The sequence below is a fragment of the Streptomyces flavalbus genome (assembly GCF_042674625.1).
GTDB classification, from domain to species: domain Bacteria; phylum Actinomycetota; class Actinomycetes; order Streptomycetales; family Streptomycetaceae; genus Streptomyces; species Streptomyces flavalbus.
In genome coordinates this window covers 1156504-1171020 of the sequence record NZ_JBHTEB010000001.1, presented here as the reverse complement: position 1 = coordinate 1171020, position 14517 = coordinate 1156504, and the positions used below count along the sequence as shown (strand labels likewise).

Here is a 14517-nt window from a genome sequence, read left to right as displayed (position 1 = left end):
GCCGGTTCTTCGGACGCACGCCTGCCGGGCAGGTCACGCCGGGTAGGCGTGCGTCTGGGACGCCTTCACCGTGGCCCAGACCTTCGCGCCCGGGTGCAGGTCCAGTTCCGCCGCCGCGATCGTCGTGAGGTCCGCCGTGAGGCTGACCTCGCCGTTCAGGGCGGCGCGGATCTGGTCGCCGTGGGTTTCCAGGCCCGTGACCTCGCAGTGCCAGAGGTTGCGGGCGCTGGAGCCGGTGGGGCGGTCGCGGTGGAGGGTGACCGCGTTCGGCGGGAAGGCGACGAACGCCGGGCCCGTGAGCTGCTCGGTGGTGGCGATGGCGGGGCCTTGCGCGCCGACGCGGACCGTGTGGCCGTCCGCCTCGCCCTGGTAGAGGTTCAGGCCGACCAACTGGGCGATGTAGTCGGTGCGCGGACGGCGGGCGATCTCGGCGGGCGTGCCCTCCTGGACGACCCGGCCGTCCTCGACCACCACCAGGCGGTCGGCCAGCACCATGGCGTCCAGCGGGTCGTGGGTGACGAGGACGGCGACCGCCTCGAAGTCCGCCAGGTGGCGGCGGAGCCCGGCGCGCACCTCCAGGCGGGTGCGGGCGTCCAGCGCGGCCAGGGGCTCGTCCAGCAGGAGCAGCCGGGGGCGGGTGGCCAGGGCGCGGGCGAGGGCCACGCGCTGCGCCTGGCCGCCGGAGAGCCGCCTCGGCTTGGCGTGGGCGTGGTCGGTGAGGCCCATGCGGGCCAGCCACTCGGCCGCCTGCGCGCGGGCCGCCGCCTTCGGCACGCCCTGGCAGCGCGGGCCGAAGGCCACGTTGTCCAGCGCCGACAGGTGCGGGAAGAGCAGGTAGTCCTGGAAGACGACGCCGACCGGGCGGGACTCCGGCGGTGTGCCGTCCAGCTCGGTGCCGTCGAGGCGCAGGTGCCCGCCGGTGAGCTGCGTGAGACCGGCGAGGGCGCGCAGGGCGGTGGTCTTGCCCGCGCCGTTGGGTCCGAGGAGCGCGACGACGTCGCCGGGGGCGGCGCCGAGCGCCACGTCCAGGTGGAAGGCGCCGCGGTCGACGACGAGGTGGGCGTCGAGGCCGCCGCGGAGGTCGGTCATGGGGTGCGCTTCCCTGGGTGTCATGACGGGGTCAGCCAGCGGTCGCGCAGGCCCGCCAGGACCGCGATGGACACGGCGAGCAGGACCAGGCTGAGGGCGATGGCGGCGGCGGGGTCGTTCTGGAGGGCGAGGTAGACCGCGAGCGGCATGGTCTGGGTGCGGCCCGGGAAGTTGCCCGCGAAGGTGATGGTCGCGCCGAACTCCCCGAGGGCGCGTGCCCAGGCGAGTACGGCACCGGCGGCGACGCCCGGCGCGATCAGCGGCAGGGTCACGCGCCGGAACGCGGTGAAGCGGGAGGCGCCGAGGGTGGTCGCGGCCTCCTCGTAGCGCGGGTCGGCGGCGCGCAGGGTGCCCTCGACGCTGATGACGAGGAACGGCATCGCCACGAACGTCTCCGCGAGGATCACGCCGGTGGTGGTGAACGGCAGGGTGACGCCGAACCAGGCGTCCAGCCACTGCCCGACGACGCCGTTGCGGCCGAGGGCGAGCAGCAGCGCCACGCCGCCGACCACCGGGGGCAGCACCAGCGGCAGGGTCACCAGCGCCCGCACCAGTCGGCGGCCGGGGAAGTCGGCGCGGGCCAGCAGCCAGGCCAGCGGGACGCCGATGACCAGGCTCAGCGCGGTCGCCGAGGTGGCGCACACCAGTGACAGCCGCAGCGCCTGCCAGACCTCCTCGCTGGTCAACTGGTCGGGCAGGGTGCGCCAGGGCGTGCGGATGAGCAGGGCGACGAGGGGCAGCAGGAGGAAGGCCAGGCCCGCGAGGGCGGGGACGAGCAGCGGCAGCGGCACGGAGCGGGTGCCGCGGCGCCGGGTCCCGCCGGTGGCCGATCGGCGGGTCATGGCGCGAGGAAGCCGGCGTCCGTGAGGATCTTGCGGCCCTCGGCGGAGCGTACGAGGTTGACGAACGCCTGACCGCCCTCGGCGTTGGGCGCGTCCTTCAGCCGGGCTATCGGGTAGTTGTTGATGGCCTGCGCGGACTCGGGGAAGGCGACGCCGGTCACCTTGCCGCCCGCCGCCCGGACGTCGGTGCGGTAGACGAGGGCGGCGTCGGCCTCCTTCAGCTCGACCTTGGTCAGGGCGCTCTTGACGTCCTGCTCGTAGGAGACGGGGGTGACCTGGACGCCGCCCGCTTCGAGGGCGCGCTTCGCGGCGATGCCGCAGGGCACCGTCTCGTCGCAGAGCACGACCTTCAGGCCGGACTTGCCGAGGTCCTTCAGGGTGGTGATCTGGTCGGGGTTGCCGGGCAGGGTGGCGATCTCCAGCTCGTTGCGGACGAAGGTGGCGGGCGGGCCCGCCGTACCGTCCGCGTTGACCACGGTCTCCATCGTCCCGGGGCTGGCGGCGGCGAACACGTCGGCCGGGGCGCCGCCGGTGATGCTCGCGGCGAGGTTGTCGCTGCCGCCGAAGCTGAGCGTCACCTTCGTGCCGGGGTGCCGCTTCTCGAACTCCGCGGCGAGTGCCGTGAAGGTCTCCTTCAGGGAGGCGGCGGCGAGGACCGTGACGGTGCCGGAGACCTTCGTCGAGGCGCTGTAGGAGGGGGCGACGCTGGCGTCGGAGCCGGACTGGGTGTCGACGGCCGGGGAGCAGGCGCTCAGGAGCAGCAGCGCGGCGCCGCCGACCGCGCCCGCCGTCAGGGCGTGGCGGGTGCGGCGTGCGGAACGGATGGTCACGTGGGCCCTCGCTCGGTGTCCGGGAAGGGCCTCGCGGGCCCGTCCAGTGCGTCGACTTTACGCCGATGATACTTGCGCAGATGCGAGCCGTATGTCTGTAGGAGCATCGCATGAGCGAGGTGGGGCGGTGATGTTGGTTCGCATGTGCGGCTTGGGTGTGGGTCAGGCGCGGTCGATGTGGACGTTGGTCGACTTCACGCGGGCGGTGGCCGCCACGCCGACCTCCAGGCCGAGTTCCTCGACGGCCTCGCGGGTCAGCAGGGACACCAGCCGGTGCGGGCCCGCCTGGATCTCGACCTGGGCGGCGACGTCACCGAGCTTGACGGCGGTGACGATGCCGGGGAAGGCGTTGCGGGCCGAGGTGTAGGAGGTCTCCTCGTCGGCGGTGTCGGCCGTGGCGAGTTCGACGGAGAACGCGGCGAGGTCCCGGCCGTCGATGAGCCGCCGTCCGTTGTCGTCGCGGTGGGTGGGCACGCGGCCCGCGTCCGCCCAGCGGCGCGCGGTGTCCGGGCTGACCCCGAGCAGGCGTGCGGCCTGGCCGATGGTGTAGGACTGCATGGTCGTCACCCTAGAGCGGTGTGGTGCGTCTCACGCCAACGGGTGCGGTCGGCTACGGGGAGTGACCGGCACCGGACGCACGTCGGGGCCGGTTCGCGGTGTGGTTCCGCGGGCCCGGCCCCTTCAGTCGCCGCGGGCGGGGTGTCGTACCCGCCCGGTCGTGCTCAGGCCGCCGTCATCACCTGGAGCGGACGGTGCGGGTCGATGATCCTGCCGTCCGGCAGCAGCTCACCGGTGTCCTCGAAGAGCAGGACGCCGTTGCACAGCAGGCTCCAGCCCTGCTCCGGGTGGTGCGCCACGAGGCGGGCGGACTCCCGGTCGGCGGAATCGGCTGACGGACACGGTGGCTGGTGCTGACACATGGGTGGGTTCTCTCGGTGTGGTGTGAGGTGTGGAATGGACTCGTTCATGGCCGCCCCCGTGGAAAAGTCGGTCGGAACCCAGTGTTGCCCTCTGGGCGGCGATCCGCAGGGATTTCGCGGCACCGCTCCTCACAGGTTCAGGACGCCGTCACCCACGCGGACGGTTCAGCCCAACTGCACGGTCACTTCGGGTGGTTCGCCGTGGCCGGATAGGGCTAGTCATTCCGTGCGCCACCGGTCCGGACAGGGGTGTACCCCGCCGCCGGGTCTGGTGGGTGGCCCGGCGGCGGGGTACGGGGCGGTGGTCAGGCGGGCGAGCCGAGCAGCGGGGTCGGCGGGGTGGCCCGGTGGGTGAGGACCGGGAGCAGGTCGGCCACCCGGTGCGGGCGGTGGGCGGCGATCCCGGGCGGGGCCGGGGCGAGCGGCACCAGCAGGTCGGTCGCGGCCGGGTGGCCGGTGGCGCCGTCCGCGGTGTGGTCGCCGTGCAGCCAGAGCGTGAGCATGTACAGGCCGGGCAGCGACAGCAGGCGCGGCTGGTACGGCTGGGTCAGGGACTCCGCCTGGCGCAGCGCGCGCTCGGTGGAGGTGACGTAGGGGCCCTCGAAGAAGTGCGAGAAGGCCCAGCCGTCGGGGGTCAGCATCGTCTCCGCGGCGGCCAGGGCGCGGTCGCCGCCGCGGATCAGGAACCGCCAGCCCGCGAGGCGGGTGGCCGGGGTGCCCTTGGCGGAGATCCGGTCCAGTACGTGCACCGGCAGCGGCAGTTCGGGTGTGACGGGGCCCTGCGCGGTGCGCAGGGAGGGGGTGCGGCCTCACGGACGGCGGTGGGGGAACCGAGAGCCGTGAGGACGGTACGGAGTGCGGGCGCGGGAGCCTCGGGGACATGCAGCGGCATGGTGGGTCGCCTCTCAATCGACAGGCACGGTGGCGCGAGGGGGCGGGGGCGGACGGCGCTGTCAGCTCACCAGGTCAGGAAGGCAGGGCCGGGGTCGAGTGCGTGCGGGACGGGTGCGGTCTGCCGCGCTGCGGACCGACGGCAGGACTCTGTGACCGCGGGCGCCAACCTTCTGCCTGTGCGCGGAGTTTATACGACACGTGTTCAGGCTGTGTTTCGTCTAGTCGTTTCCGGCGGCTGCGGCAAGGGTTCATTCGGTCGGTGATACGCGGGATTCTTCCCGATTCCGCGCTGGTCACACCGCGCTGACCTCGTCATTTGTCGCCGCTGCGGTAGGCTAATTCTCATCGGCGTTTTTCACGAGATCTGGGGCACCGGAAATTTCACGGGGCAACTTGCCGGGTGAATGTGCCATGGGGCCGTCGGGTTCCGCGGAGACCACAGTAGCGCGCGGCGGGGTCCGCCGGGGACGTTACCGATCGCTTCGACGGGGCATCATCCACCCTGACCCGGACACCGTGCGAGGAGGGACGCTCCATGGGGGAGAAGGTCGTGGCGGGCGCGTTCGACCTGTCCGATCGGCAGCGCTACCGCGACAAGCTCCGGCAGTGCCTGGAGGGGCTGGAGCGCCTCCTGGCGGAGCGGCGGTTCGACCGGCCCAAGAACCTCATGGGGCTGGAGATCGAATTGAATCTCGTCGGTGCCGACGGGATGCCGAGAATGTTGAATGCGCAAGTCCTGGAACGGATCGCCAGTCGGGACTTCCAAACAGAACTCGCCATGTTCAACCTTGAGGTCAACATAGCCCCACACCGATTGGGCGGCCGGGTATTCGACCGACTCGCGGAGGAACTCCGCACGTCACTGGCATATGCCGACCGGAAAGCCGGGGAGGTGTCCGCGGGAATCGCGATGATCGGTATTCTGCCGACCCTGGACCGCGATGACCTGGTCTCCTCCAACCTCTCCGACGTCGACCGCTACACCCTCCTCAACGACCAGATCGTCGCCGCCCGCGGGGAGGACTTCGCCCTCGACATCGCGGGCGTGGAGCACCTCACCTGCACCTCCAAGTCGATCGCCCCCGAGGCCGCCTGCACCTCCGTGCAGCTCCACCTCCAGGTGACGCCGGGGCGGTTCGCGGACGTGTGGAACGCGGCGCAGGTCGCGTCCGCCGCGCAGATCGCCGTGGGGGCGAACTCGCCGTTCCTCTTCGGCCGGGAGCTGTGGCGGGAGTCCCGGCCGCCGCTGTTCCAGCAGTCCACCGACACCCGGCCGCCCGAGTTGCAGGCCCAGGGGGTACGGCCGCGCACCTGGTTCGGCGAGCGGTGGATCTCCTCGGCGTACGACCTGTTCGAGGAGAACCTGCGCTACTTCCCGGCGCTGCTGCCGATCTGCGACGACGAGGACCCGCTCGCCGTCATCGACGAGGGCGGGGTGCCCGCGCTCGCGGAACTCGTGCTGCACAACGGCACCGTCTACCGCTGGAACCGGCCCGTGTACGGCATCGCGGACGGCGTGCCCCACCTGCGGGTGGAGAACCGCGTGCTGCCCGCCGGACCCACCATCACCGACGTCATCGCCAACGCGGCCTTCTACTACGGGCTGGTGCGCGCCCTCGCGGACGAGTCCCGGCCGGTGTGGACCCGGCTGCCCTTCGAGGCGGCGGCGGCCAACTTCGACGCCGCCTGCCGGTACGGCGTCGAGGCCCGCTTCCAGTGGCCGCGCCCGGTGCGGTACGGCGGGACGACCGAGGTCGACGCCGTGCGCCTGGTCCGCGACGAACTGCTGCCGCTCGCCGAGGTGGGCCTGGACGCGTGGGGCGTGGAGCCCGCCGACCGGGACCTGTACCTGGGCGTGATCGACGAGCGGTGCAGGCGCCGGTTCAACGGGGCGTCCTGGCAGGTCGCCACCTTCCACCGGGCGCTGGAGGCCGGGCTCTCCCGGGACGTCGCCCTCGCGGCGACCACCCGGCGCTACTGCGAGCTGATGCACGTCGGTGACCCGGTGCACGCCTGGCCCGTGGGGCTCCCGGAGCCGGTGCCGCTGGGCTGAGCCCGCACCCGGCCGGTTAGCCGGACCCCCTGACGCCGCCCCCGGTGCCGCCGATACGGCAGTGACCGGCGAAGATGGGGGGCCGGTGGATGGCTGAGTGAAGGCGGGTGTGCGGGTGGAGGCGGGCTCGGGGATCGCGGACGAGGGGCTCTCGCGGCGGCGGCTGCGGGACGAGACGCTGCTCGTGCTGGCGGTGTCGCTCGGCGCGAGCGGGGTGTCCGCGCTGATCAGCTTCGTCGGGTCGGTGACCAGGCCGGGCGGCCTCAAGGACCAGGCGGCCACGCTCAACGCCTCCGCCGCGCCCGGACGGCCCTGGCTGGACCTCGCCTGGCAGCTCTTCGGCATCGCGACCGCGCTGGTGCCGGTGGCGCTCGTCGCGCACTTCCTGCTCCGCGAGGGCCGCGGCCTGCGCACCCTCGGCTTCGACCGTACCCGGCCCTGGCCCGACCTCGGCCGGGGCGCGGTGATCGCCGCCGTCATCGGCAGCAGCGGCATCGCCTTCTACCTCGCCGCCCGCGGTCTCGGCTTCAACCTCACCGTGGTGCCGGAGGCGCTGCCCGAGGTGTGGTGGAAGTACCCCGTGCTGATCCTCTCCGCGATCCAGAACGCCGTGGTGGAGGAGGTCATCGTCGTCGGCTACCTGCTGCGCAGGCTCGGGCAACTGGGCTGGTCGCCGGGGGCGGCGCTGATGGGCAGTTCGGTGCTGCGCGGCTCGTACCACCTGTACCAGGGCGTCGGCGGGTTCATCGGGAACATGGTGATGGGCGTCGTCTTCGTCTACCTGTACCGGCGCTGGGGGCGCGTGGGGCCGCTGGTGGTGGCGCACTCGCTGCTCGACATCGGCGCGTTCGTCGGGTACGGGCTGCTGGCCGGGAAGGTGGACTGGCTACCGACCGCCTGAGCGGCGGCCGACGCCCCGTACGCCCTCCCGGCCCGCTGGTCAGGCGTGCAGCTCGCCCTCGATGACGGTGACCGCGCGGCCCGTCAGGAGGGTGCGCTCGCCGCGCAGCGAGGTGCGGACGCGCCCGGAGCGCGGGGACGCCTGGAGGCCGGTGAGGTCGGGGCGGCCGAGGCGCTCCGACCAGTAGGGGGCCAGGGCGGTGTGCGCGCTGCCGGTGACCGGGTCCTCGTCGATGCCGACGTTCGGGAAGAAGCACCGGGAGACGAAGTCGTAGCCGCGGGCGGGGTCCTCGGCGCGGGCGGTGGCGATGACGCCGCGGGTGGAGTAGGCGGCCAGCGCCTTGTGGTCCGGGCGCAGGGCGTGCACCGTCTTCTCGTCGGCCAGCTCCACCAGCAGGTCACCGACGTGCGGGCCGGTGTCGTAGGCCGCGCGTGGCTCGGCGCCCAGGGCCCCGGCGACACCCTCGGGGACGTCCACCGCGGTGAGCGGGGCGGTCGGGAAGTCCAGGGTCAGGGAGCCGTCCTCGGCGGGCGTCGCGACGAGCACGCCGCTGCGGGTGGCGAACCGTACGGGGCCCTCGTGGGCGCCCGTCGAGTGCAGCACGTGCGCCGTGGCGAGGGTGGCGTGGCCGCACAGGTCGACCTCGGTGGCGGGCGTGAACCAGCGCAGCGCCCAGTCGGCCTCGCCGCCCCCGGGCAGCCGGTGCGCGAAGGCCGTCTCGGCGTGGTTCACCTCCAGCGCGACGTTCTGGAGCCAGGTGTCGTCAGGGAAGGCGTCAAGGAGCAGCACGCCCGCCGGGTTGCCGGAGAAGGGACGCTCGGTGAAGGCGTCGACGATACGAATCCGCATGAGCCGACCGTAGAGGGGGCGGGCGGGCGGCGGCCAAGGCCAATCCGCGAACGCTGGACTCGAAAGGGCGTGGACCTCTCAGCCCAGGGAGCTGCCCGCGCCGTACGGGGCGTACAGGTCGAGCAGCCGGGTGCGGGACGCGCGCAGGCGGTGGGCCAGGACGGTGCCCACCCACTGGCTGACCGTGTTGCCCATGGCGGGGTCGTCCTCGCACATGGCGCGCACGGCGGTCGCGTCGAACTCGTACGCCCGCACCGGCGAGGTGGTGACGGCGCCCAGGTGCCAGACGTGCGGGGAGAACAGCCAGGACCAGCCGACGAGTTCGTTGTGGCCGAGGGACTCGATGACGGCCGGGCGGCGGCCGGGCACGTGCATGTCGAGTTCCACCGTGCCGGTGCGGATGATCCAGAACCGGTCCGCCCGACCGCCTTCCTGGAAGAGCCGGGTGCCCTGCGGGAAGGACACCTCGCGGGCGACGCGCATCAGCCGCTGCCGGTGCTCCAGGGGCAGCGCGCGCAACATGCTCGGAGTGGGCGCGGTGTTCATGGGGTGCCTCCCGTACGGCGAGGGGGTGGGGGAGGGTGCTGTCCGCCGTCTCCCAGGGTGGCCGCGCGGCGCCCGCGTGAGCGTGGGCCGACCGGCCCCAGTACGGGCGCCACTGGACCCTCACCGGCCCGGCGCCGCCTCCTCCGGGGCGACCAGGCGGATGCCGGTGACCAGGTCGGGGCGGATGCGCACGGCGTGGTCCATGTCCAGCGCCGGGGGCGCCCAGGGCCGCAGCAGGGCCCGGTAGCGGGTCAGCTCGTCCGCGTCGGTCACCAGGTACGCGTACCCGGTGACCACCACCGACCAGCCGAGGTGGGTGTCCGGGTCGATCACGTCGGCCTCGTAGGCGACCACGACCCCGTGGCCGCCGGCGCCGCGCGCGTGCGAGGTCAGCGCCGCGCCCTCGTGGGTGCGGATGACGATGTCACCGCCGTCCAGGATGTGGTTGACCGGACGGACGGTCGGCAGCGCCTGCCGGGTGAAGACGATCCTGCCCAGCGAGACGCTGCCGAGCAGCCGCAGCGCCTCGGCAACGTCGAGGTTGTCGAGTTCGATGCTCTGGCGGGGCCCGGCGGCGGCGGTCCGGGCGTTGTCGAAGGTCATGTGTGTGTGCTCCGGGGGCTTGATCCGTCCATTCGACCGGCTGGCGCGCCCCGTTCACCAGGGCCGAACGGCCCCGGCCCGCGGCGCGCGGCGCGAACAGGGACCATCGGCCCTGGCCCTTACGGGAGTGCACCAGGCAGGATGGGGAGACAGGTGCGGGCAGATCGCCGTACCAGCGACCAGACAGCGGAATCAGGAGCGCATCCATGGCGGACAGTGAGCAGAGCGGCCCCGGCACCCCCATCCGGGTCTTCCTGCTGGACGACCACGAGGTGGTACGCCGCGGAGTGCACGACCTGCTGGACGACGAACCGGACATCACCGTGGTCGGCGAGGCGGCCACCGCGGAGCAGGCCCTCGCCCGCGTCCCCGCGCTGCGCCCCCAGGTCGCCGTGCTCGACGTGCGGCTGCCCGACGGCGACGGCGTGAGCGTGTGCCGGGAGCTGCGCTCGCGGATGCCGGACCTGGCGTGCCTGATGCTCACCTCCTTCGACGACGAGGAGGCGCTGCTGGACTCGATCATGGCGGGCGCCGCCGGCTACGTCCTCAAGCAGATCCAGGGCTCGGACCTGGTCTCCGCCGTGCGCACGGTCGCCAAGGGGCAGTCCCTGCTCGACCCGAGCGCCGCGACCAAGCTGATGGCGCGGCTGCGCGGCGGCCAGGAGCAGGAGACCGAGGTGGACGTGTTGCCGGGCCTGACCGCCCGGGAGCGGGAGATCCTCGCCCTGATCGGGGAAGGGCTCACCAACCGGCAGATCGGACAGCAACTGTTCCTCGCGGAGAAGACGGTGAAGAACCACATCTCCCGGCTGCTGGCCAAGCTCGGTGTGGAGCGGCGCATCCAGGCCGCGGTGATCGCCACCCAGGCGCAGGACCGGCTGCGGCAGAACGGCGGCGGCCACTGACCCGGGAGGCGGTGCGACCGCCGTCGCGGAAGGGGAGTCCGACACCGGAGTAACCTCCTGAGCGTCCGCCTATTAACGTGTCCTCTGACCGGCACATCATTTCGGTGTGCCGCGCGATCTGGAGGAACACTGGTGGCGAGCTCCGACGAGTCCCGGGAGGCGCGGGTCCAGCTTCCGCAGCTCAGGCTGGACGAGCTGCTGGAGGAGCTACAGGCCCGTATCGACGCGGCCCGCGGCACCCGCGACCGCGTGCACAGCCTGCTGGAGGCGGTGCTCTCGGTCGGCCGTGAGCTGGACCTCGAACAGGCGCTGCGCCGGATCGTCGAGGCCGCGGCGGTGCTCGTCGACGCCGAGTACGCCGCCCTCGGCGTGATCGGCCCGGACGGCAAGCGGCTCTCCGACTTCCACACCGTCGGCATCAGCGAGGAGCAGATCGCCCGGATCGGCCACTACCCCGAGGGCCACGGCATCCTCGGGGAGCTGATCCGGCACCCGGAGCCGCTGCGCCTGACGAAGCTCTCCGACCACCCCTCCTCGTACGGCTTCCCCGCCCACCACCCGCCGATGAACTCCTTCCTCGGCGTCCCGATCCGGGTGCGCGAGCAGGTCTTCGGCAACCTGTACCTCACCGAGAAGCGCGGCGGCGCGCAGTTCGACGAGGAGGACGAGTCGGTGCTCGCCACGCTGGCCGTGGCGGCGGGCGTCGCGATCGACAACGCCCGGCTGTACGAGGAGTCCCGGCTGCGCGAGCGCTGGCTCCAGGCCAACGCGGAGATCACCCACGGCCTGATGTCCGGCACCGAGCGCGCCGAGGTGCTGGGCCTGATCACCGGCCGGGCCGCCGAGATCACCGGCGCGGCGCTCGCCGTGTTCGCGGTGCCGATGGAGGACACCGGCACCCTCGCCGTGGAACTCGCCGTCGGCAAGGGGGCGGAGTGGCACCGCGGGCTGGTGCTGCCGGTGCGCGGCACCCTGATGGGCGAGGCGTTCGACAGCGCCGCCCCCGTCACCAGCCGGGACGCCTCCAACGACGAGCGCATCACCGCCGGGCCGCCGCGCTTCGCCGGGCTCGGCCCCGCCGTCGCCGTCCCCGTCGGCACCGGCGAGGGCGGGGTGCAGGGCGTGGTCCTGCTGGCGCGGGAGGCGGGCAGGCAGCAGTTCTCCGAGAAGGAGATCCAGCCGTTGCAGGGCTTCGCCGCGCAGGCCGCGATCGCCATGGAGCTGGCGGAGCGCCGCGAGGACGCCGAGGAGATCGCCGTACTCAAGGACCGCGACCGGATCGCCCGGGACCTGCACGACCTGGCGATCCAGCGGCTGTTCGCGACCGGGATGACACTCCAGAGCGCGGGCCGGTTCATCGAGCACACCGAGGCCGCCGAGCGCGTGGTGCGGGCGGTGGACGACCTGGACGAGACCATCAAGATCATCCGGTCCACGATCTTCGGGCTGCGCACCCGGGACGGCGCCGCGGGCCCCGGGCTGCGCGCCCGCGTGGTCCGCGTCGTCGGCGACGCGGCGCCGGTGCTCGGCTACGCGCCCAGCCTGCGCATGGAGGGCCTGGTCGACACCCACGTGCCGCGCGAGACCGCCGACCACGTGGTCGCCGTGCTCTCCGAGGCGCTCACCAACATCGCCCGGCACGCCCAGGCCGACCGGGCCGACGTCGCGCTGGAGACCGACGGGCGCGAGGTGCGCCTGACGGTGTCCGACAACGGGGTGGGCATCCCCGCCGAGGGCCGCCGCAGCGGGCTGCGCAACATGGCCGAACGGGCCCAGCAGCTCGGCGGCGACCTGGAGATGAGCAGCCCGCCCGGCGGCGGCACCACGCTGGTGTGGCGGGCGCCGGTCACCTCGCAGTGACGGCGCTGGTCGCCGGGCCGTGACGGTGCTGGTCGCCGGGCGGGGACGGCCCCGGTCGCCTGCCTGTGGCGGTGCTGGGCGGCTGCCGTGACGGCGCTGGTCGCCTGTCCCTGACCGCCTCGGTTACTTCACGGTAACTCCGTGTCGCCTGGGGTCCATCGGCCCTGGCCGGGGACCTGCGGCCCCTGCTCCGCGCGCTCCTCTTCTCCGATCCTGGAGTTACACACCAGGTCAGGGGAGGCACACCATGGAGCGCATCGTCGTCAGCGGCATCGACGGCTCGGCGGAGAGCCGCGCGGCGGCCGAGTGGGCGGCGCGCGAGGCGCGGCTGCGCGATCTGCCGCTGAAGGTCGTCCACGTCTGGGACCCGGTGCCCGACCCCATCGCGCAGGCGCCCCACCTGGGCGGCGGCACCCTGCAGCACTGGGCCGAGCGCGTCCCCCGGGAGACGGTCGAGGGCCTGCGCCTTCGCCACCCCGGCCTGGAGGTGACGGCCGAGCAACTGCCCGGCGGGCCCGCCGAGGTGCTGGCCCGGGTCGCGGGCGACTCCGAACTGCTCGTCCTCGGCTCCCGCGGCATGAGCGGCGTCGGCGGCTTCATGGTCGGCTCCGTGGGCCTGTCCGTGGTGGCGCACGCCGAGCGGCCGGTCGTCCTGGTCCGCGCCGGTGAGCAGGCCGCCGACGAGCACGAGCCCGACCCGACGGGCATCCCGTCCGCCGCCACCCCCTACCGGCAGGTCGTCCTCGGCCTGGACACCACCCGCCCCGACGAGTCCCTGATCGAGTTCGCCTTCGAGGCCGCCGCCGCCCGCGGCGCCGCCCTGCGCGTCGTACACGGCTGGAGCCCGACGCCGTACGAGGTCTACAGCCTCGCCGCCAGCCCCGAGACGCAGCACCTGCTCGCCGCGCAGCGGGCCGCCGCGCTGGCCGCGGCCCTGGAGCCGTGGCGGGCCAAGCACCCGAACGTCGAGGTCATCGAGGAGGCCGTGGTCGGCGTGCCCGCCCACCACCTCGTCGACGCCTCCCGCACCGCCTCGCTGGTGGTCGTCGGCCGCCGCATCCGGCGCCGCGCCTTCGGCCCGCGCGTCGGCGCCGTGACGCACGCGGTCCTGCACCACTCCACCGCGCCCGTCGCCGTCGTCCCCCACCCCTGAGCCACGTTCCCGCCGTTCCACCCGCACCACAGTCAAGGGAGTTCCGTCATGAAGGCAGCCGTCGTCCGAGCGTTCGGTGAGCCCCTCGTCATCGAGGACCGCCCCGACCCCGAGCCCGGCCCCGGTGAGGTCCTGATCCGCGTCGAGGCGTCCGGACTCTGCCACACCGACATCCACGCCGCGCACGGCGACTGGCCGGTCAAGCCGAACCCGCCGTTCGTGCCCGGCCACGAGGGCGTCGGCCTGGTCGAGCGGCTCGGGGAGGGCGTGACGCACCTGACCGTCGGCCAGCGGGTCGCCGTACCGTGGCTCGGCCGGGCGTGCGGGCGGTGCGAGCACTGCCGGACCGGCTGGGAGACGCTGTGCGAGCAGCAGATCAACACCGGGTACGGCTGTGACGGCGGGTACGCCGAGAAGATGCTCGCCTGGGCCGACTTCGCCCAGCCGGTGCCCGACGGCGTCTCCGCCCTCGACGCCGCCCCGCTGACCTGCGCCGGTGTCACCACGTACAAGGCGCTCAAGGTCGCCCAGGTGCAGCCCACGCAGCTCGTCGCGATCTCCGGGGTGGGCGGCCTCGGCCACCTCGCCCTCCAGTACGCCAAGATCGCCGGGGCGACCGTCGCCGCGATCGACGTCACCGACGAGAAGCTGGAACTCGCCGCCGAACTCGGCGCCGACCTGGTGATCGACGCCCGCAAGGAGGACGTCGGCGCGGTCCTGAAGCAGCACGGCGGCGCGCACGCGGCCATCGCGCTCGCGGTCAACGAGTCCGCGTTCGAGGCGGCGTACACCGGGCTGCGGCGCGGCGGCAAGCTCGTCATGGTGGCGCTGCCCGCGCACGGCACGGTCCGGGTGCCGATCTTCGACACCGTCCTGAACGGCACCTCCGTCATCGGCTCCATCGTCGGCACCCGGCAGGACCTCGCCGAGGTCTTCCAACTGCACGCGGCCGGACGCACCCGGGTGGTCCGCGAGAGCCGTCCGCTCAGCGCCGTCAACGAGTGCATCGAGGAAGTGCTGCGCGGCGACGTCCGGGCCAGGATCGTCTTCGACCTCGGCGCCGGGGGGTGAC

14 protein-coding genes and 1 pseudogene are annotated in these 14517 nt (G+C 73.4%); 6 read left to right on the top strand and 9 right to left on the bottom strand.

All coding sequences use genetic code 11. From position 1 onward, the window contains the following. Positions 1–33: 33 nt before the first annotated feature. The 6 genes and pseudogenes from ACFQZ6_RS05115 to ACFQZ6_RS05090 form a co-directional block, all read right to left on the bottom strand. Complete coding sequence (locus ACFQZ6_RS05115; RefSeq protein ID WP_381605162.1) at positions 34–1113, bottom strand: ABC transporter ATP-binding protein; 1080 nt, start codon at positions 1111–1113, stop codon at positions 34–36. Beyond that, a complete protein-coding gene (locus ACFQZ6_RS05110; protein WP_381605161.1) occupies positions 1110–1931 on the bottom strand; it encodes an ABC transporter permease in 822 nt (273 codons plus the stop codon). The genes ACFQZ6_RS05115 and ACFQZ6_RS05110 overlap by 4 nt, the downstream gene beginning before the upstream one ends. Next, on the bottom strand, positions 1928–2761 hold the full coding sequence (gene modA, locus ACFQZ6_RS05105; protein WP_381605160.1) for a molybdate ABC transporter substrate-binding protein: 834 nt from the start codon (positions 2759–2761) through the stop codon (positions 1928–1930). The genes ACFQZ6_RS05110 and modA overlap by 4 nt, the downstream gene beginning before the upstream one ends. Positions 2762–2923: 162 nt before the next feature. After that, on the bottom strand, positions 2924–3319 hold the full coding sequence (locus ACFQZ6_RS05100; protein WP_381605159.1) for a TOBE domain-containing protein: 396 nt from the start codon (positions 3317–3319) through the stop codon (positions 2924–2926). Between the two features lie 164 nt (positions 3320–3483). Next, positions 3484–3681 (bottom strand): DUF5999 family protein, encoded by a 198-nt coding sequence (locus ACFQZ6_RS05095; RefSeq protein WP_381605158.1) that lies wholly within the window; start codon positions 3679–3681, stop codon positions 3484–3486. Between the two features lie 305 nt (positions 3682–3986). Continuing rightward, positions 3987–4573, bottom strand: a pseudogene (locus ACFQZ6_RS05090) (hypothetical protein). 537 nt (positions 4574–5110) lie between these two features. Here ACFQZ6_RS05090 and ACFQZ6_RS05085 point away from each other — a divergent pair. Together ACFQZ6_RS05085 and ACFQZ6_RS05080 are read left to right on the top strand one after the other, a co-directional pair. Next, positions 5111–6628 (top strand): glutamate--cysteine ligase, encoded by a 1518-nt coding sequence (locus tag ACFQZ6_RS05085; RefSeq protein WP_381605157.1) that lies wholly within the window; start codon positions 5111–5113, stop codon positions 6626–6628. 109 nt (positions 6629–6737) lie between these two features. Further along, the gene (locus tag ACFQZ6_RS05080; RefSeq protein ID WP_381618085.1) at positions 6738–7529 is read left to right on the top strand and encodes a CPBP family intramembrane glutamic endopeptidase; all 792 of its coding nucleotides are present in this window, start codon (positions 6738–6740) and stop codon (positions 7527–7529) included. A gap of 39 nt (positions 7530–7568) precedes the next feature. Here ACFQZ6_RS05080 and ACFQZ6_RS05075 read toward each other — a convergent pair whose 3' ends face one another. From ACFQZ6_RS05075 to ACFQZ6_RS05065, 3 genes are all read right to left on the bottom strand, one after another. Then, entirely contained in the window at positions 7569–8378 is an 810-nt protein-coding gene (locus ACFQZ6_RS05075; RefSeq protein WP_381605156.1) for a PhzF family phenazine biosynthesis protein, read from the bottom strand. A 78-nt stretch (positions 8379–8456) separates the two neighbouring features. Continuing rightward, positions 8457–8924 (bottom strand): cyclic nucleotide-binding domain-containing protein, encoded by a 468-nt coding sequence (locus ACFQZ6_RS05070; protein WP_381605155.1) that lies wholly within the window; start codon positions 8922–8924, stop codon positions 8457–8459. A gap of 120 nt (positions 8925–9044) precedes the next feature. Then, positions 9045–9527, bottom strand: coding sequence for a pyridoxamine 5'-phosphate oxidase family protein (locus tag ACFQZ6_RS05065; protein ID WP_381605154.1), 483 nt, complete (start codon positions 9525–9527; stop codon positions 9045–9047). Between the two features lie 206 nt (positions 9528–9733). Here ACFQZ6_RS05065 and ACFQZ6_RS05060 point away from each other — a divergent pair, with 206 nt between their 5' ends. From ACFQZ6_RS05060 to adhP, 4 genes are all read left to right on the top strand, one after another. Continuing rightward, a complete protein-coding gene (locus tag ACFQZ6_RS05060) occupies positions 9734–10432 on the top strand; it encodes a response regulator (protein ID WP_381605153.1) in 699 nt (232 codons plus the stop codon). Between the two features lie 132 nt (positions 10433–10564). Continuing rightward, positions 10565–12292 carry a sensor histidine kinase gene (locus tag ACFQZ6_RS05055; protein WP_381605152.1) on the top strand — a complete coding sequence of 576 codons (1728 nt, stop codon included), beginning with the start codon at positions 10565–10567 and terminating at the stop codon, positions 12290–12292. Between the two features lie 247 nt (positions 12293–12539). Further along, a complete protein-coding gene (locus ACFQZ6_RS05050; RefSeq protein ID WP_381605151.1) occupies positions 12540–13445 on the top strand; it encodes a universal stress protein in 906 nt (301 codons plus the stop codon). Positions 13446–13493: 48 nt separating this feature from the next. Further along, positions 13494–14516, top strand: coding sequence for an alcohol dehydrogenase AdhP (adhP, locus tag ACFQZ6_RS05045; protein WP_381605150.1), 1023 nt, complete (start codon positions 13494–13496; stop codon positions 14514–14516). The last annotated feature ends 1 nt before the right edge of the window (position 14517 follow it).

Coding starts and splice junctions, on each gene's coding strand:
- ACFQZ6_RS05115 (WP_381605162.1), bottom strand. CDS start 1,113: ATGACACCCAGGGAAGCGCACCCCATGACCGACCTCCGCGGCGGCCTC.
- ACFQZ6_RS05110 (WP_381605161.1), bottom strand. CDS start 1,931: ATGACCCGCCGATCGGCCACCGGCGGGACCCGGCGCCGCGGCACCCGC.
- ACFQZ6_RS05100 (WP_381605159.1), bottom strand. CDS start 3,319: ATGCAGTCCTACACCATCGGCCAGGCCGCACGCCTGCTCGGGGTCAGC.
- ACFQZ6_RS05095 (WP_381605158.1), bottom strand. CDS start 3,681: ATGTGTCAGCACCAGCCACCGTGTCCGTCAGCCGATTCCGCCGACCGG.
- ACFQZ6_RS05085 (WP_381605157.1), top strand. CDS start 5,111: ATGGGGGAGAAGGTCGTGGCGGGCGCGTTCGACCTGTCCGATCGGCAG.
- ACFQZ6_RS05075 (WP_381605156.1), bottom strand. CDS start 8,378: ATGCGGATTCGTATCGTCGACGCCTTCACCGAGCGTCCCTTCTCCGGC.
- ACFQZ6_RS05070 (WP_381605155.1), bottom strand. CDS start 8,924: ATGAACACCGCGCCCACTCCGAGCATGTTGCGCGCGCTGCCCCTGGAG.
- ACFQZ6_RS05065 (WP_381605154.1), bottom strand. CDS start 9,527: ATGACCTTCGACAACGCCCGGACCGCCGCCGCCGGGCCCCGCCAGAGC.
- ACFQZ6_RS05060 (WP_381605153.1), top strand. CDS start 9,734: ATGGCGGACAGTGAGCAGAGCGGCCCCGGCACCCCCATCCGGGTCTTC.
- ACFQZ6_RS05050 (WP_381605151.1), top strand. CDS start 12,540: ATGGAGCGCATCGTCGTCAGCGGCATCGACGGCTCGGCGGAGAGCCGC.
- adhP (WP_381605150.1), top strand. CDS start 13,494: ATGAAGGCAGCCGTCGTCCGAGCGTTCGGTGAGCCCCTCGTCATCGAG.